Below are 17,476 nucleotides of genomic sequence, written 5' to 3'. Positions count from 1 at the left end.
TTTGTCGTTTGTTTTTGCCGGTTTCGGGCTTTTCACTTAAAAAGTCTTTTGTGGAGAGTTTGATCCTGGCTCAGGACGAACGCTGGCGGCGTGCTTAACACATGCAAGTCGAACGGTAAGGCCCCAGCTTGCTGGGGTACACGAGTGGCGAACGGGTGAGTAACACGTGGGTGACCTGCCCCGCACTTCGGGATAAGCCTGGGAAACTGGGTCTAATACCGGATAGGACCGCATCGTTGGGATGTGGTGGAAAGTTTTTTCGGTGTGGGATGGGCCCGCGGCCTATCAGCTTGTTGGTGGGGTAATGGCCTACCAAGGCGGCGACGGGTAGCCGGCCTGAGAGGGTGGACGGCCACATTGGGACTGAGACACGGCCCAGACTCCTACGGGAGGCAGCAGTGGGGAATATTGCACAATGGGCGGAAGCCTGATGCAGCGACGCCGCGTGGGGGATGACGGCCTTCGGGTTGTAAACTCCTTTCACCATCGACGAAGGTTTTCTGACGGTAGATGGAGAAGAAGCACCGGCTAACTACGTGCCAGCAGCCGCGGTAATACGTAGGGTGCGAGCGTTGTCCGGAATTACTGGGCGTAAAGAGCTCGTAGGTGGTTTGTCGCGTCGTCTGTGAAATTCCGGGGCTCAACTCCGGGCGTGCAGGCGATACGGGCATAACTTGAGTACTGTAGGGGAGACTGGAATTCCTGGTGTAGCGGTGAAATGCGCAGATATCAGGAGGAACACCGGTGGCGAAGGCGGGTCTCTGGGCAGTAACTGACGCTGAGGAGCGAAAGCATGGGTAGCGAACAGGATTAGATACCCTGGTAGTCCATGCCGTAAACGGTGGGCGCTAGGTGTAGGGGTCTTCCACGACTTCTGTGCCGTAGCTAACGCATTAAGCGCCCCGCCTGGGGAGTACGGCCGCAAGGCTAAAACTCAAAGGAATTGACGGGGGCCCGCACAAGCGGCGGAGCATGTGGATTAATTCGATGCAACGCGAAGAACCTTACCTGGGCTTGACATGTACGGGATCGGGCCAGAGATGGTCTTTCCCTTGTGGCTCGTATACAGGTGGTGCATGGTTGTCGTCAGCTCGTGTCGTGAGATGTTGGGTTAAGTCCCGCAACGAGCGCAACCCTTGTCTTATGTTGCCAGCACGTTATGGTGGGGACTCGTGAGAAACTGCCGGGGTCAACTCGGAGGAAGGTGGGGATGACGTCAAATCATCATGCCCCTTATGTCCAGGGCTTCACACATGCTACAATGGTCGGTACAGTGGGTTGCGATGCCGTGAGGCGGAGCTAATCCCTTAAAGCCGGTCTCAGTTCGGATCGGGGTCTGCAACTCGACCCCGTGAAGTCGGAGTCGCTAGTAATCGCAGATCAGCAACGCTGCGGTGAATACGTTCCCGGGCCTTGTACACACCGCCCGTCACGTCATGAAAGTCGGTAACACCCGAAGCCAGTGGCCCAACCTTTTTTGGGGGGAGCTGTCGAAGGTGGGATCGGCGATTGGGACGAAGTCGTAACAAGGTAGCCGTACCGGAAGGTGCGGCTGGATCACCTCCTTTCTAAGGAGCTTATTTTTTGAAAGTCGGGTTGTTGCCTGGTCACTCCTGTGGGGTGTGGTGGCGGCCCGCGTTTTTTGGGTGGACGCTTGCCGGCCGCATGGTGCGGTCCAACACGAAGAAGTTTGTGCATCGGTGCGCTGTCGGGTGTCTGGGAAGGCACGCTCGCATTACAGGCGGTTTTGGCCGTGTGTGGTGTGGTGGTTTTTCCTGTTGCGGTCATTGCCTGCTTCTCCTGCTTGTGTGGTGGGGGTGGTGTGGTGGTGGTTGGTGTTGTGTGAGAACTGGATAGTGGACGCGAGCATCTTGATTTTTCTGTAGATTTGTTCCAACAGTTTGTTCTGTTTGGTCGTTTTGTGTGTTGTGTTGTAAGGGCACACGGTGGATGCCTTGGCATCAGGAGGCCGATGAAGGACGTGAGAGGCTGCGAAATGCCTCGGGGAGCTGCCAACTGAGCGTTGATCCGAGGGTGTCCGAATGGGGAAACCTGGCCGTCGTTATGGGCGGTCGCCGCCAGATGAATTCATAGTCTGGTTGGTGGTTACGCGGGGAAGTGAAACATCTCAGTACCCGTAGGAAGAGAAAACAATTGTGATTCCGTTAGTAGTGGCGAGCGAACGCGGAGGAGGCTAAACCGCATGCGTGTGATACCTGGCAGGGGTTGCGTGTGTGGTGTTGTGGGGTTTGCGCGTGCATGGTCTGCCAGCTGTGCGCCGATGTTTGTTCGTGGTTAGCGGAAAGTGCGTGGAATCGCCTGCCGTAGACGGTGAGAGCCCGGTACGTGAAAGCCATGGCGCGTTGGTTGCGTTTGTCCCCGAGTAGCAGCGGGCCCGTGAAATCTGCTGTGAATCTGCCGGGACCACCCGGTAAGCCTGAATACCTTCTGTGACCGATAGCGGATAGTACCGTGAGGGAATGGTGAAAAGTACCCCGGGAGGGGAGTGAAATAGTACCTGAAACCGTGTGCTTACAATCCGTCAGAGCCTCCTCGTGGGGTGATGGCGTGCCTTTTGAAGAATGAGCCTGCGAGTCAGCGGCACGTCGCGAGGTTAACCCGTGTGGGGTAGCCGTAGCGAAAGCGAATACTAACTAGTGTGTTTGTAGTGGCGTGTCCTGGACCCGAAGCGGAGTGATCTACCCATGGCCAGTGTGAAGCAGAGGTAAGACTCTGTGGAGGCGCGAACCCACTTAGGTTGAAAACTGAGGGGATGAGTTGTGGGTAGGGGTGAAAGGCCAATCAAACTCCGTGATAGCTGGTTCTCCCCGAAATGCATTTAGGTGCAGCGTCGTGTGTTTCCTCCTGGAGGTAGAGCTACTGGTTGGTTTAGCGGGACTATCATCTTAGCGACATCAGCCAAACTCCGAATGCCGGTGAGGTGAGAGCACGGCAGTGAGACTGCGGGGGATAAGCTTCGTAGTCGAGAGGGAAACAGCCCAGATCGCCGGCTAAGGCCCCTAAGGGTATGCTAAGTGGAAAAGGATGTGGGATCGCGAAGACAACCAGGAGGTTGGCTTAGAAGCAGCCATCCTTGAAAGAGTGCGTAATAGCTCACTGGTCGAGTGGTCCTGCGCCGACAATGTAGTGGGGCTCAAGCATACCGCCGAAGCCGCGGCAATCAGCCTTTTGGTTGGTTGGGTAGGGGAGCGTCGTGTTCGGCTGTGAAGCTGCGGGGTGACCTGTGGTGGAGTGGACGCGAGTGAGAATGCAGGCATGAGTAGCGAATGAGGAGTGGAAAACTCCTCCGCCGGATGACCAAGGGTTCCTGGGCCAGGTTAATCCTCCCAGGGTGAGTCGGGACCTAAGGCGAGGCCGACAGGCGTAGTCGATGGACAACGGGTTGATATTCCCGTACCCGCGCAATCGCGCCCATGGTGAATCAGTGAGACTAACCCTCCTGAAGCGTCTTTTCGCTGCCCTTTGGGTGGTGTCTGGTCGTGGATGCAGGGGACCTGATCTGGTAGTAGCCAAGTGATGGGGTGACGCAGGAAGGTAGCCGTGCCACCGGATGGATGGTGGTGTAAGCGTGTAGCCCGCAGCCCAGGTAAATCCGGGTTGCGCTAAGGGTGAGACGTGATGCGTACCCGTAGTGGGGAAGTCGGTGATCCTATGCTGCCGAGAAAAGCCTCTAGCGATGTGGTTGTGTGGCCCGTACCCCAAACCGACACAGGTGGTCAGGTAGAGAATACTAAGGCGATCGGGTGAACTGTGGTTAAGGAACTCGGCAAAATGCCCCCGTAACTTCGGGAGAAGGGGGGCCTCGTGGTGTCCATGCCTTTTCGGCGGACGGCGCCGTGTGGCCGCAGAGAATAGAGGGAAGCGACTGTTTACTAAAAACACAGGTCCGTGCGAAGACGTGTAAGTCGATGTATACGGACTGACGCCTGCCCGGTGCTGGAAGGTTAAGAGGACCTGTTAGGTTGGCTTTTGGCCGGCCGAAGCGGAGAATTTAAGCCCCAGTAAACGGCGGTGGTAACTATAACCATCCTAAGGTAGCGAAATTCCTTGTCGGGTAAGTTCCGACCTGCACGAATGGCGTAACGACTTCCCTGCTGTCTCAACCACAGACCCGGCGAAATTGCAGTACGAGTAAAGATGCTCGTTACGCGCGGCAGGACGAAAAGACCCCGGGACCTTCACTATAGCTTGGTATTGGTGTTCGGTTCGGTTTGTGTAGGATAGGTGGGAGACTGTGAAACCTCAACGCCAGTTGGGGTGGAGTCGTTGTTGAAATACCACTCTGATCGTATTGGATATCTAACCTCGGCCCGTGATCCGGGTTGGGGACAGTGCCTGGTGGGTAGTTTAACTGGGGCGGTTGCCTCCCAAAGAGTAACGGAGGCGCCCAAAGGTTCCCTCAGCCTGGTTGGCAATCAGGTGTTGAGTGTAAGTGCACAAGGGAGCTTGACTGTGAGACTGACAGGTCGAGCAGGTACGAAAGTAGGGACTAGTGATCCGGCACCGGCTTGTGGAAGCGGTGTCGCTCAACGGATAAAAGGTACCCCGGGGATAACAGGCTGATCTTCCCCAAGAGTCCATATCGACGGGATGGTTTGGCACCTCGATGTCGGCTCGTCGCATCCTGGGGCTGGAGTAGGTCCCAAGGGTTGGGCTGTTCGCCCATTAAAGCGGCACGCGAGCTGGGTTTAGAACGTCGTGAGACAGTTCGGTCTCTATCCGCCGCGCGCGTGGAAACTTGAGGAAGGCTGTCCCTAGTACGAGAGGACCGGGACGGACGTACCTCTGGTGTGCCAGTTGTTCCGCCAGGGGCATTGCTGGTTGGCTACGTACGGAAGGGATAACCGCTGAAAGCATCTAAGCGGGAAGCCTGTTCCGAGATCAGGTTTCATTTGAGGTCCCCCATAGATGATGGGGTTGATAGGCCGGATCTGTACGCACGGTAACGTGTTCAGGTGACCGGTACTAATAGGCCGAACGTCAACACACACCCCACTTCGGGGTATGGCGTGTGACATTTCTACGTAACGAGAAGAACCAGGTTTGGTTCGCGTCCACTATCCAGCGTCTGGGACAGCACCGCCCACCCGCCCCGGTTTTGTTGGGGTGTTGTGGTGGGTTGCGGAGAAGTCCCGTGTATACGTGTCGGTGGTTATAGCGGTGGGGTCACGCCCGGTCCCATTCCGAACCCGGAAGCTAAGCCCACCTGCGCCGATGGTACTGCACCTGGGAGGGTGTGGGAGAGTAGGTCACTGCCGGCCAATAAACATGGTGTTGGAGCCGTCGTTGGTTCATGCCCCTGTTGGGGGTGTGGGCCGGCGACGGCTCCTTCGCGTTTTGAGGGGGGTTTCAGTAGGTGGTCGGCTGCGCTGTGGTGTGTGGGTGTTGTCGTGTGCCCGCCCACGGGTGGGTGTGGCCGGCCTCCTGTTGGATCGTCGCCGGGGCCCGTTCGTTGCCTGGCCCCGGGTGCGAGTGGCGGATTCGTTGGTTAACCCACCCTGAATGGGCAGAGCCACCCGTTACAGGGGGTGGGTGTGCGCTTTCGGGGTGGGTTAGCCGGGCTATAGCCGGCGGTTGCGGCGGGAAAATTGTCTCGTTCGTATCCATGGCGAGGGTCAGCGTCGGCCGCGCTGTTCGTCTCAATCCTTCGATTGACCCGTACCCGGGGTGGGGGCCCGGCGCCGAATCGGTCGCGGCGGATACCCGGCGTAGCATCGGGATCATGCGCAAATTGTTCATCGCCTCCGCCACGTACCTGGGCTTCGGCCTCGCCGCCGGCGTCTTCTATCGTGAGTGGACGCGTTTCCATGACGCCGTCGATTCGTCCCAGCTCAACACTTTGCACACGCACCTGCTGACCCTGGGCACGTTCTTCTTCCTCATCGTCCTCGCCCTGGAACGGCTCTTCCGCCTTTCGGCGCACAAGTCGTTCGACGCCTGGTTCGTCGTGCACAACGTTGCGCTGGTGTGGACGATCGGGTTCATGGTCGCCAACGGCATCGTCCACACGATGGGCAACGGCGATGCGTGGGGGCCGATGTGGTCCGGGATGGCCGGGCTCGGCCACATCCTGTTGACCGTTTCCTTCATCATGTTCTTCACCATCCTGGGCAAGCGCATCCGCCGTGTCGAAATCGATGACGCCAAAGCGGCCACCGAAAGCGTTCCCGCCGCCTGAGCCCTTCTTGCGGGCTCTCCCGTCTGCTTGAGTCTTCGTCCGGTCAGCAAAAACCCGCCCGACCTTGTCCAGGTCGGGCGGGTTTCGGCTCGGGCGGGTTCTCGTTGGCCGGAGGGCCTCAGGGGAAGGCTTCACCGGAAGGCCCCAGCGTTAGCCCTCAGTGCAAGGCTCCGGTGCAAGGCCACGGCGCAACGCCCCGGTGCAACGCCCCGGTGCAAGGCCACGGCGCAAGATCCAGCGAAAGGCCTCATCGGACGGCGTCGTCAGAGGGCTCCGTCGCACGGCGCCGTCGGAAAGCCCTGCCGGAAGGCTCCGCCGGCACGCGCGGTCATTCTTCGGCGATGGCTGCGAGCGGCGGAGTTTGCGCCGCCCGCTTCGCCGGCCAGACCGCCGCGAGCACGCCGACGACTGCGGCGCCGACGAGCATCGTCCCGATCAGGCCCCACGGCACGACGATGGTGCCGATGCCCTCGTCGGCGAGGACGGTGAGCAGGGCCCAACCGAGGCCGAGGCCGAGCAACGCGCCGACCACCGCGCCGAAGATGGAGATCTGCACCGACTCCAGGCGCACCATGCGCCGGATGTCCTTGCGCTGCATGCCCACGGCGCGGAGCATGCCGATTTCCTGGCGGCGTTCGATGATCGACAGGGCGAGGGTGTTGATGATGCCCAGGATCGAGATCACCACCGCCAGGCCCAGCAACGCGTAGACGATGCCCAGCAGCGCATCGATCGAGGTGGTGGCCACGTTGCCGAACTCCTCGCGGTCCTGCACCTGCACCACCAGGTAGGGGGCGACGGCATCCTCGAGCGGACCCCGGATCGACTCCACCGCGCCTTCGTCGATGTAGTTGTTGCGGTCCGCCGGGTCGGCGCCGTCGGCGATTGCGGCGGCCCGGGCATCGGCCGCGCCGCCCTTCACGCCGACGAAGATCTGCATCGGCGTCAGCATCGAACGCGACGCACCCGCCCGGTCCAGAATCGACGGCGACAGGGTGATCCCGCCTTCGCCGTCCATGTCCTCGTGGATGCCGGTGACTTCGGTCCGCAGGACGCCCATCGGGGAGACGATCCCGACGGGGTGGCCCATTCCCCAGCCGCGTTCCTTGGAGACGGACTCGGAAATGACCACGCCGGCATCGGGCGCCGCCAAATCGAGCGAGCCCGCGACGACGTCCGCGGAGTACCAGCGGCCGTAGTCGCCGTCGAGGAAGGAACCGCCGCCGGGACCGCCGGGACCGCCGGGCCCGGTCGCCCCGCCGCCGATTTCGGCCTGGGCGCGGGCGATGGCCTCGGGGTCGTCGGGGTCGATGACCTGCACGCCGCCGAGGTACACGGTGCCCGTATCGGTCACGCCGTCGATCTCGGCGACGGCGCCGCGCACGCCCTCGGGCATGGCCACGTGGGCCATCAGCGGCGGGCTGAGCACGTAGTCGGCGGCGAAGCTCTGGTCCATGAAGTCGTCGATGACGCCCTTCATGGTCGAGCCCAGCATGCCCACGCTGGCCACCAGGGCCAGGCCGAGCGTCAAGGCGAATGCGGTGGCGGAGGTGCGCCGCGGGTTGCGGCGCGAGTTGGTCGCCGCGAGCTTTCCGACGGCCTTGAACGGCGCGCCGATGATGGTGCCCAACCCGCCGACGAGGGGGATGGAGAGGGCGGGACCCGCCATCCAGATCGAGGCGACGGCCGCGACCGCACCGAATCCGACCAGGCGGGCGCGGGGCCCGGTGTCGCCGTCGGTCCACTGCAGCGCCCAGGCGATGAGGCCCACGGCGAGGACGGCGAGGGCGGCGCCGACGAAGGTGCGCACGCGCAGCCTCGGATTGGACGCCTGGTCGCCGGAGCGCATGGCCTCCACCGGCGGAATCGCGCCGGCGCGCGCGGCGGGGGCCCACGCCGCGAGGATCGTGATGGCCAAGCCCGCGACCAGCGGAACGATGACGGCGGAGGGCGTGGCGGTGAGGCCGGAACCGGGCATCTCGAAGCCGAACGCGCTCATGGACGCGTACAGCAGCTGCGACAGCCCGAAGCCGGCGGCGACGCCGAGCACCGAACCGATCAGGCCGACGACCACGGCCTCCATGACCACGGATCCGGTGAGCTGCCCGCGGGACGCGCCGAGCGCGCGCAGCAGGGCGAATTCCTTCGTCCGCTGCGCCACCAGCATGGAGAAGGTGTTGGAGATGATGAACGTGCCCACCAGCAGGCCGATCAGGCCGAAGGCGACGAGGAAGTAGTTGACGAAGCCGAGGGCCTGCGAGATTTGCTTGGAGTCGCGTTCGGCGAGTTCCTTGCCGGTGTGGACGTCGAGCTCCGGGAACGCCGCGGCGATCCGGTCGCGCAGGGCCACGGGGTCGACGCCCTCGACGGCGCCAACGGTCACGCGGCTGACGTGCTCGCCGTCGGTGTAGAGCTCCATCCATTTGTCCAGCGGGAACAGGACGCCCATCCAGCCGGCGACGTCGCCGTCGAGCTCGTAGACGCCGGAGATGGTGACGTCGGCGCGGTCGGAGCCGGTGACCACCGTGACGCGGTCGCCGACGCCGACGTTGCCGCGCTTGGCGGCGGTGGCGTTGACGGCGACCTCATCGGGCCCGCGCGGCGCATTGCCGTCCACGAACCGGGTGTCCGGCCCCACGGCCCCGGGCTCCTCGTAGAAGGGCAGGCCCTGGGCGGGTGCGCCGCCGGTCTGGATCGGCTTTCCGTCGGAACCGGTCATGACCACGCTGGATGCCCGGGCGCTGGCGTTGACGGCGCGGACGCCGTCGACCTCGCGGATCCGATCGAGGGTTGCGCGGTCCATGCCAGGGGTGCCGGACGGGGATTCGGCGATGACGTCCATGCCGTCGTAGGCGGTGGCCAGCACCCCGTCGAACGCCTTGTTCAGCGAGGCGGTGAACACGAACGCGCCGGAGATGAACGCGGTGCCCAGCACGACGGACAGGATGGTCAGGGCGAATCGGATCTTGTGGGCGGCGAGGCTGCGGAGCGAGACCCGCCGCATGGTCGAGGAGGATGCGCTCACAGCTGTTCCATGCGTGCCATGCGGTTGAGGATGGCATCGGTGTCGGGGGTGCGGAGCTCGTCGACGACGCGGCCGTCGGCGAGGAAGATGACGCGGTCGGCGTAACTGGCGGCCTTGGCGTCGTGGGTGACGATGACGACGGTCTGCCCGAGGTCGTCGACGGCGGTGCGCAGGATCTGCAGCACCTCGCGGGAGGAGTTGGAGTCGAGGTTGCCGGTCGGTTCGTCGCCGAAGATGATTTCGGGCCTGCCGACGAGGGCGCGGGCGCAGGCGACGCGCTGCTGCTGGCCGCCGGACAGCTCCGACGGGCGGTGCGACAGGCGGCCGGTCAGGCCCAGCTTGGAGGTGATGGAGTCGAACCACTCGCGGTCGACCTTCCGCCCGGCGATGTCGACGGGCAGCGTGATGTTCTCTTCCGCCGTAAGGGTGGGCACCAGGTTGAACGACTGGAACACGAATCCGAGGCGGTCGCGGCGCAGCGCCGTGATCTCCTTGTCGGACAGCCCGGACAGCTCGGTGTCGCCGATGCGGGCCTCGCCCGAGGTGGCGGAGTCGAGGCCGGCCATGCAGTGCATGAGCGTCGACTTGCCGGAGCCGGAGGGGCCCATGATCGCGGTGAACTCGCCGCGGCCGAATTCCACGTCGACGGCATCGAGCGCGACGACGGCGGTGTCGCCTTCGCCGTAGCGTTTGGTCAGGCCCGTTGCGCGGGCGGCCGGTGCCCGGGGAGGCGTGGCGCCGGGTCCTCCGGCGCTGGTGCGGTGCTGGCTGCCCGGGGTGTCGGGAGCGGACATGAATGACCTTCCGTGCGGTTGCCTGCCGGCCGCCGGGTCGGCGGTCGGCCATATCTTCCCCATTATGTCGTCTGCGCCGGATCAGGGTGCGGTGGCGGGATCGGCCGTGGACCGCCCGCTGCGGAACACCCGGCGCTCGCCGGTGAACGGGTCGTCGAACGCGAGCTCGCGGCAGACCAGGTGCATCGGTCGCGCGGGATCTTCGGCGTCGGCGGGCAGCACCTCGGGGTAGAGGGGGTCGCCGAGGATGGGGAACCCCAGTTCGTGGAGGTGCAGCCGCAGCTGGTGGGTGCGCCCGGTCAGCGGCCGCAGGTGCCAGAGGGCCGTTCCGGGGAGCCGGCGGGCGTCGTCAAGCCCAGTGCCGTCACTCCCGGCGCCGCCAAGCCCAATGCCGTCACTTCCGGCGCCGCCGAGCACATGGCCGCCAACCTCGATGCCGTCGACGATGGTCCGCGCGTTCGGCTCGCCCGCGACGGTGCGCGCCTGCAGGACGCCGCGGGTCTTCTCCTGCCGCGTGGCCAGCGTGAACGGGGGTGCGGGCAGGTCGGCGGGGCCGGGTAGTCGGGTGAGTGCCTCGTAACGCTTGACGACGGCCCCCGGTTCGGCGAACAGATCCTGGTACGCGCCGCGAGCCTCCGGCCGCGCCACGAAGACGAGGACGCCGGAGGTGAGGCGGTCGAGGCGATGGGCGGGGATGAGGTCGCCGTCGCCGAGTTCGCGGCGCAGGCGCACCACCGCCGATTCGACGATGTGGCGGCCGCGCGGCGTCGTGGCCAGGAACGGCGGCTTGTCCACCACGACGATGTCCCGGTCGCGGTGGATGATCGGCATCGGGCCCGCGAGCCGGGGTTCCGGGGCCGGCAGCCGGTAGAACCAGATGTCCGCGCCGGGCCGCAGTTCGGAGCCGGGGGAGAGGGGGCGGCCGGCGGCGTCGACGACCAGGCCGTCGGCGAAGCGCGCGGCGATGGCGGCGGCATCGTCGGCGGGATGGCGATGGGTCTGCCCCTCGATGGCGGCGGTGAGCAGCTCGAGTGCGGTGACGGTTCCGGAGGCTCCCGGACCGGCCTGCGGCGCCCGGACCCGGGAGGGGTTGAGGCCGTCGCGGATCGGCAGGGGCGCGGTGCGGCGACGGCGGCGGCGAGGCGACCGGCGCGAAGTCGGCTCCGGTTTCTCGGCCGGATCGGGTTGCTCGCCGAGGTCCGCGTCGTCCGCCGGATCGTCGAAGCAGCCGGGATCGTCCAAGGTCATGGGCACGCGAGGATCGTAGCAATCGGGGCGGACCCGGCCATGGCGGCGGCCGGGCGCGATCCGGGGCGTCGTGTACAACGAGGGCATGAGCGAAACACGGGTGCCGCTTTCCGTCCTCGACCTGGTGCCGGTCTCCGCGGGGTCGAACGCCGCCGAGGCCATCGCGGCCAGCGTCGAAGCCGCCCGCGCGGCGGAAGCGGCGGGGTACCGGCGGTTCTGGATCGCCGAGCACCACAACACGCTCAACATCGCGTCGTCGGCGACGGCGGTGCTGATGGGCCACATCGCCGGGGCGACGTCGACCATCCGCGTCGGGTCCGGCGGGATCATGCTGCCCAACCATGCGCCGCTGCGGGTGGCGGAGGACATCGGCACGCTGGCCACCATCTATCCCGGCCGCATCGACCTCGGGCTCGGCCGCGCGCCGGGCACGGACCCGGCGACGGCCCGCGAACTGCGGCGCGGCGCCTCCGACGTCGCCGACTTCGCCTCGGACATCCGGGACCTGATCCGGTACCTGGGACCGGTGCGGCCGGAGGCGACGATCGTCGCGCATCCCGGCCAGGCGACCAACGTGCCCATGTACGTGCTCGGCTCCACGACCGCCGGCGCGTCGGTTGCCGCGGCGCTGGGCATGCCCTTCGCCGTCGCGTCGCACTTCGCGCCGCATCAGCTGGCCGAGTCGCTCGAGGTGTACCGGAGCGCCTTCGACGCCGGCGCCCCCACGGCCACCATCGCCGAACCCCGAGTCATGGTCGCAGCCAACGTCCTCGTCGCCGACACCGCGGACCGGGCGCGGCGGGAGTTCTCCGTCGTGCAGCGGATGTTCCTGTCACTCGGCCGCGGCAGCGCCCGCAAGCCGCTGCCCGAACCGGTCGACCACCCCGAGGCCGGCGCGACGATGATCGAGTGGCAACGGGTGCAGGCAATGCTGCGGTGCTCGTTCGTCGGCACCGCCGCCGACGTCGTCGCAGGTCTGGAGGGTTTCGCCGCCGAGACGGGAGCGGACGAGATCATCACCGTCACCTACTCGCATGACCCGCGGGTGCGCATCCGGTCGATTCATAAGCTCGGTTTGGCGTGGTTCACGCAATCGCCGAAAAAAGGTGCCCGTCAGCCGTCGTAAAGCGGGTGAAACGGGGGTACCGTGGGTGGTGGACGTGCACAAGACAGGCGGAAGCCGGCAGCGGCCGCCGCCCTACAAGGAGGGGGCAAAATGCCCAAACAAGACATCATCGTCTGCGCCGTCGATGGCTCGGATGCGTCGAAGACCGCAGCCAAGTGGGCGGCCAACACCGCGGTGAAGCGCGGAATCCCCCTGCGGCTGGTGAGCAGCTACTCCATGCCGCAGTTCCTCTACGCGGAGGGCATGGTCCCCCCGCAGGAGCTCTACGAGGACCTGGAGGCGGAGACCCTGGAGAAGGTCGAGGAAGCCAAGCAGGTCGCGCGCGACTTCGCGCCCGACGTCGACGTGTCGCACCAGATCGAGGAGGGCAGCCCGATCGACATGCTGCTCGACCTGTCCGAGCAGTGCACCATGATCGTCATGGGCTCGCGCGGCCTCGGCGGGCTCTCCGGCATGGTGATGGGTTCGGTGTCGGCCGCGGTCGTGTCGCACGCGTCGTGCCCGGTGGTCGTGGTCCGCGAGGACAACCACGTCACCGAGGAGACCAAGTACGGCCCGGTCGTCGTCGGCGTCGACGGCTCCGGCGTGTCGCAGAAGGCGATCGAGAACGCCTTCAAGGAGGCCGACGCCCGCGGTGCCGAGCTGATCGCCGTCCACACCTGGATGGACATGCAGGTCCAGGCGTCGCTCGCCGGCCTGTCCGCGGCGCAGCAGCAGTGGCAGGTCGTCGAGGAGGAGCAGAACGCGCTCCTCGGTCAGCGGCTCGCCGGCTGGCAGCAGCAGTTCCCGAACGTGAAGGTCACCAAGGTCGTCACCCGTGACCGTCCGGTGCGCGCGCTCGCCGACGCCTCCGAGGGCGCGCAGCTGCTCGTCGTCGGCTCGCACGGCCGCGGCGGCTTCAAGGGCATGCTGCTCGGCTCCACGTCGCGCGCGCTGCTGCAGGCGGCGCCGTGCCCGATGATGGTCGTGCGACCGGACTCGCTGCCGAAGTAGTCGATGCGGTGCGGGGCCCCGGGTGGGGCCCCGGCCCCCGGCCGACCGCTTTTCGACGGCCGATCCGCGGATGTGCAGCCCGGTGGAAGTGAATTTCAGAAGAACTTTCTCGTTTTGCCCCTGACACGGAAAACCAAGCGTGACCTGAGGGGATTCCGTGACGGGGCGTAGAAAATCTTTCTCAAAACGTTAGCGTTCCGTTGCAGTATCAACGTCTCGCTCGATTACAATGGTGAACGACGGTTTCTTCCCCGTGAAAGGAAATACGATCATGACTGACACTCTGCTTCTCGCCGCGTCCGCACCGGCCATGGGCTTCATCGGCTGGATCATCATCGGTGGTCTGGCCGGCTGGATCGGCTCCAAGATCATGGCCACCGACGCGTCCATGGGCATCATCCTGAACATCGTCGTCGGCATCATCGGTGGCTTCCTCGGTGGTTTCCTGCTCGGCCTGTTCGGCGTCGACGTTGCGGGCGGTGGACTGATCTTCAGCTTCCTCACCTGCCTCCTCGGCGCGGTGATCCTGCTGTGGATCGTCGGCCTGGTGACCAAGCGCCGCTAAACGCGCTTTTACGCCACGCGATCGGGCCCGGATCCCCTTCCTTCGGGAAGGGGGTCCGGGCTTTTTCGTGCGCCCGCCGGTGCTTGGGCGTGGGGCGGTTTGCGGGCGCCGGTCGGCCGCAATCCCGCCGGCCGCAATCCCGCCGGCCGCAATCCCGCCGACCTGCAAACCCCGGCTCGCCGTGCGACCCTCGGTGCCATGGGGGGAATCGACGATGGCGCTGGTGATGAGGCTGAACCCGACTGCGGTGTTTTCCCACCGCACGGCGGCGTGGCTGCACGGGTTCCGGCAGTCGCCGCCCGCCGAGCTCGATGTGATCGTGCCCCGCAGCGTCGCCCGGCCCCAGGGCGCCGTGGTGCACCGCCGCATGCCATCCACGACGACGGGCGTGCTCGTCCACGGTTGGCGCGCGACCGGCGCCGCGCAGACGTTGGCCGATCTCATGGCCCCTTCGCAGTGGGGCGCGGAACTGGTGGCGATGGTCGTCGACAAGAAGATGCCCGATGTGGCGAGCCGTGCGGCTCTGCTGGAGGAAGCCCGGGCCCTGGCGCACCCGCGGGCGTCGGAGCTGGTCGCGCTGCTGTCGTGGGTGCCGGAGGGCGCGAGGCCGAACGTCGAGCGGCGGCTGGCGCGGGCGCTGGAACGGCTGGGCGTGATCGTCGTGCTCGATCACCGGGTCGGGCCGTACCGCTTCGACCTTGTGCACGAGGGCGGACGGCGCGCCGAAACCGACTGGGACCGGCTGCCCTGCTGGGAGCTTTACGACGACCTCGAATGCCGCGCCGATGAGTCCACCGCCCGGGAGTTCGGGCTGTTCGAGGGTGAGTGAGGGTTGCGGGCTGAGGCTCTCTACGGGGTGGAGGCCCTTGGGGTGGGGGCACTGGCCGGGTTGGTGGTTGTTGCGGTGCCGGGACGCATGAAACCGCACATTTCCCGGTCCCCGAAAACCGCGACCAGCGGGTTTGCGGGAGGGTGGCTGCACTTTGCGACGCCTCCGCTCATCCGGCTGGCGTCGCAAAGCCACATAGGAGCCGGAATCGCGGAGCCGAGGCCGCGTAGCGGGACATGCCGCGGGCCAGGAGGGCGTGCAACGTCGGCGCGCATGTTGGGCGCGCGCGGCGGGGGAGACGCCCGCGAACGGGAGTGGCCGACCGAAGACAGCGGAAACCGGCGGGCCGACCGTCCAACGCGGCAGCGTGGCTGTAAACTCGGGTGAAACCTCGATCTGCACTGACCAGTCTGACCATTCGGTGCAGTCGCCGTGCAGGCGGCGAGGGGCACGACGAGGACGATGCGAAGGGACGGGTGCACGACGTGGCGGATGCGACGACCGGCAAGACGACGCGGGGTGGCAAGGCCACGTCGCGGCGCCGAAACCGGCCGAGCCCCCGCGACCGGCTGCTGACCTCCGCCACGGAGCTGTTCACCAACGAAGGCATCCGCGTCATCGGCATCGACCGCGTGCTGCGCGAGGCCGACGTGGCCAAGGCCAGCCTGTATTCGCTGTTCGGGTCGAAGGACAAGCTGGTCATCGCGTACCTGGAGGACCTCGACCAGAAGTGGCGCGCCGCCTGGAACGCCCGCGCGGAATCGCTGGACACGCCCGAGGAGAAGATCCTCGCGTTCTTCGATCAGTGCATCGCCGAGCAACCCGGCATCGACTTCCGCGGCTCGCACTTCCAGAACGCCGCCTCCGAATACCCGAACCCGGCGACGGAATCGGAGGAGGAGATCCGCGCGACCGTCGTGGCCCACCGCACCTGGCTGTGGGACACGCTGCGCGCGCTGCTGGGAGAGAAGGAATGCAATCAGGCGTCGCTGCACGCGAACATGCTGATGCTCTACCTCGACGGCGGGCTGGCCGGCGCGAAGATGTCCAAGGACCTCACGCCGCTGCAAACCGCCCGCGATCTGGCCCGCGACCTGGTCTACGCCGAGCACTGACGCGACGCCGGCCAGCTGAGCCCCCGCTCAGTTTCAGCCGTCCAACCCGGCGTTCTTCGCGGCCCTGGCCGCTGCCCTCGCCTTGAGCCGCGCGGCCGCCTTCGCCCGCTTCGTCTCGGCGCGCTTCTTGTCCTGCGCATCCTTCGCCAGCACCATCCGCACGACGACCTTCCCCAGCTTGCCGACGATCCGCTCGTCCTCCTGGGTGGCCGGCTCCGGGAGGGGCGCAGTCCGTCGCCAAGCGTCGTTGACTCGCGTCGGGCGGTCCATGCTGGGCAGGTCGCCCTGGGACTCGGTGCGCAGCAGGCGCGCGAGCTGCCGCGTCTGGTGAATCTTGACCTTCTGCGCCATCTGCCTGTCGGTCATCGCCTTCGCCGCGGCCTCGCGTTCCGCGAGGAAGGTGCGGTGGGCGTCCCACAGTTCCTCGCGTCGGCGCGGGTGGCGGATGGTCCCGGCCACCGCGCGCCAGCGGGAGGACCGAGCTTCACGACGATTGCGCCGCCGATTCTTCCGCTGCTGCCGTCGCGCATCCCGCGATTGATCCCGGAGGGCCTTGAATTCCGGCGTGAGGGGATGACGGGCCTCGAGGATGATGGTGATGATGGCATTCTGGCTCATGGTCCACAGGTTGTTGCACACCCAATAGACGACGATCGCCAGCGGCGCCGGGCCGAAAAAGCCGAAGAACAGCGGGAACGACACGGCGAAGAAGGTCATGAAGACCAGGTATTTGTAGGTGCCGCGCATGAAGCGCGAACCGTGGTCGAGCGTGCGCCGCAGTCGATTGACGGAAATCGCCATGTTGATGCCCGTGAATGCGGCAGCCGCGAAAATGAGCGGGGTGGCGACGGAGAGGACATCAGAAAAGCTCGTGCCCAGTTCGGCCAATTGCGGCTGCGGCATCGCGGGATATGCGGGCAGGGGAACGCCCGAGAATGTCGCGGAGGCGAATCCGCGGACCTCATCGCCGCTGAGCAGGCCCACCCTTTCGGTCACGTGCGACGACCCGTGCGCGCCGACGGCGGCCATGTGCCGGAGCATGCGGTACAGCCCGATGAACACCGGGATCTGCACCAGCGGGGGGATCAGCCCCGTCCACACGTTGATGCCGTGTTGCTTCCGCAGCTCCTGCGCCGCCCACTTCTCGTACTTCGCGGCGTTCGGATCGATGCTGCGCGCGTACTTCAGCCGGATCGCGGCGAACTCGGGTCGCAGGTTGACCGTCTTCCGGCCCATCACCAACTGCTTGTAGGCGATGGGCAGCAGGGCCGTGCGGACCGTGATCAGCAGCAGGACCACCGACGCGGTCCAGGCCGTGGACGCGGAAACGCCCGGCACCGCCGAAATGACGAGGTGCCAGGCTTTGAGGATCCCCGAAATGACGAAGACCAGGGGTGCCAGCAACGGGACCCATCCCCTTTCGGGCGCCCGGAACCCGCGGGGCCGGCCCGGGAGCGCCCGGAACCGTCACGCGGGACGATGTCGAATAGTTGCCTGCGGGCCCCGTTCCGCTGCGCCGTCGCCGGACATCGGGCGGGCGCCCGCACGGGCTCCCGGAACCGGCGCTCGGCTCGGCTCCGGG

General features: G+C 65.9%; 10 protein-coding genes and 3 rRNA genes. 9 read left to right on the top strand and 4 right to left on the bottom strand.

Annotation, left to right across the window (positions count from 1 at the left end; all coding sequences use genetic code 11):
• Nucleotides 1-47: 47 nt before the first annotated feature.
• The 4 genes from CHAN_RS13455 to CHAN_RS13440 all read left to right on the top strand — a co-directional run bounded on the left by CHAN_RS13455 (nucleotide 48) and on the right by CHAN_RS13440 (nucleotide 6,199).
• Nucleotides 48-1,568, top strand: a 16S ribosomal RNA gene (locus tag CHAN_RS13455).
• A gap of 354 nt (nucleotides 1,569-1,922) precedes the next feature.
• Nucleotides 1,923-5,011 (top strand): 23S ribosomal RNA (locus CHAN_RS13450).
• Nucleotides 5,012-5,165: 154 nt separating this feature from the next.
• Nucleotides 5,166-5,282: ribosomal RNA gene (rrf, locus tag CHAN_RS13445) — 5S ribosomal RNA — on the top strand.
• The 16S, 23S and 5S rRNA genes sit together here, the layout of an rRNA operon.
• 461 nt (nucleotides 5,283-5,743) lie before the next feature.
• Nucleotides 5,744-6,199, top strand: coding sequence for a DUF2871 domain-containing protein (locus CHAN_RS13440; RefSeq protein ID WP_290290547.1), 456 nt, complete (start codon nucleotides 5,744-5,746; stop codon nucleotides 6,197-6,199).
• Nucleotides 6,200-6,527: 328 nt separating this feature from the next.
• Here the strand turns inward: CHAN_RS13440 and CHAN_RS13435 are convergent, their stop codons facing one another.
• The 3 genes from CHAN_RS13435 to CHAN_RS13425 form a co-directional block, all read right to left on the bottom strand.
• Entirely contained in the window at nucleotides 6,528-9,224 is a 2,697-nt protein-coding gene (locus CHAN_RS13435) for an ABC transporter permease (RefSeq protein WP_290290545.1), read from the bottom strand.
• Nucleotides 9,221-10,018 (bottom strand): ABC transporter ATP-binding protein, encoded by a 798-nt coding sequence (locus CHAN_RS13430; RefSeq protein ID WP_290290543.1) that lies wholly within the window; start codon nucleotides 10,016-10,018, stop codon nucleotides 9,221-9,223. Before CHAN_RS13430 ends, CHAN_RS13435 begins: the two co-directional genes overlap by 4 nt.
• Before the next feature lie 81 nt (nucleotides 10,019-10,099).
• On the bottom strand, nucleotides 10,100-11,272 hold the full coding sequence (locus CHAN_RS13425; protein WP_290290541.1) for a pseudouridine synthase: 1,173 nt from the start codon (nucleotides 11,270-11,272) through the stop codon (nucleotides 10,100-10,102).
• A gap of 79 nt (nucleotides 11,273-11,351) precedes the next feature.
• Between CHAN_RS13425 and CHAN_RS13420 the strand changes: the two genes are divergently transcribed.
• The 5 genes from CHAN_RS13420 to CHAN_RS13400 all read left to right on the top strand — a co-directional run bounded on the left by CHAN_RS13420 (nucleotide 11,352) and on the right by CHAN_RS13400 (nucleotide 15,894).
• Nucleotides 11,352-12,392, top strand: a complete 1,041-nt coding sequence (locus CHAN_RS13420) for an LLM class flavin-dependent oxidoreductase (protein ID WP_290290539.1) — start codon at nucleotides 11,352-11,354, stop codon at nucleotides 12,390-12,392.
• Nucleotides 12,393-12,482: 90 nt separating this feature from the next.
• Nucleotides 12,483-13,385, top strand: a complete 903-nt coding sequence (locus CHAN_RS13415) for a universal stress protein (protein WP_048739515.1) — start codon at nucleotides 12,483-12,485, stop codon at nucleotides 13,383-13,385.
• 271 nt (nucleotides 13,386-13,656) lie between these two features.
• Nucleotides 13,657-13,950: a GlsB/YeaQ/YmgE family stress response membrane protein gene (locus CHAN_RS13410; RefSeq protein ID WP_290290537.1), complete on the top strand. Its 294-nt coding sequence runs from the start codon at nucleotides 13,657-13,659 to the stop codon at nucleotides 13,948-13,950.
• A gap of 226 nt (nucleotides 13,951-14,176) precedes the next feature.
• The gene (locus tag CHAN_RS13405) at nucleotides 14,177-14,779 is read left to right on the top strand and encodes a type IV toxin-antitoxin system AbiEi family antitoxin (RefSeq protein ID WP_494337354.1); all 603 of its coding nucleotides are present in this window, start codon (nucleotides 14,177-14,179) and stop codon (nucleotides 14,777-14,779) included.
• 485 nt (nucleotides 14,780-15,264) lie between these two features.
• Complete coding sequence (locus CHAN_RS13400) at nucleotides 15,265-15,894, top strand: TetR/AcrR family transcriptional regulator (protein ID WP_048739857.1); 630 nt, start codon at nucleotides 15,265-15,267, stop codon at nucleotides 15,892-15,894.
• A 33-nt stretch (nucleotides 15,895-15,927) separates the two neighbouring features.
• Here the strand turns inward: CHAN_RS13400 and yidC are convergent, their stop codons facing one another.
• The gene (gene yidC / locus CHAN_RS13395) at nucleotides 15,928-17,298 is read right to left on the bottom strand and encodes a membrane protein insertase YidC (RefSeq protein ID WP_290290533.1); all 1,371 of its coding nucleotides are present in this window, start codon (nucleotides 17,296-17,298) and stop codon (nucleotides 15,928-15,930) included.
• Nucleotides 17,299-17,476: the final 178 nt, after the last annotated feature.

It is taken from the genome of Corynebacterium hansenii (assembly GCF_030408795.1).
GTDB classification, from domain to species: domain Bacteria; phylum Actinomycetota; class Actinomycetes; order Mycobacteriales; family Mycobacteriaceae; genus Corynebacterium; species Corynebacterium hansenii.
Note: the sequence above shows the minus strand (reverse complement) of the source record. Positions and strands in the feature narration are given on the sequence as shown.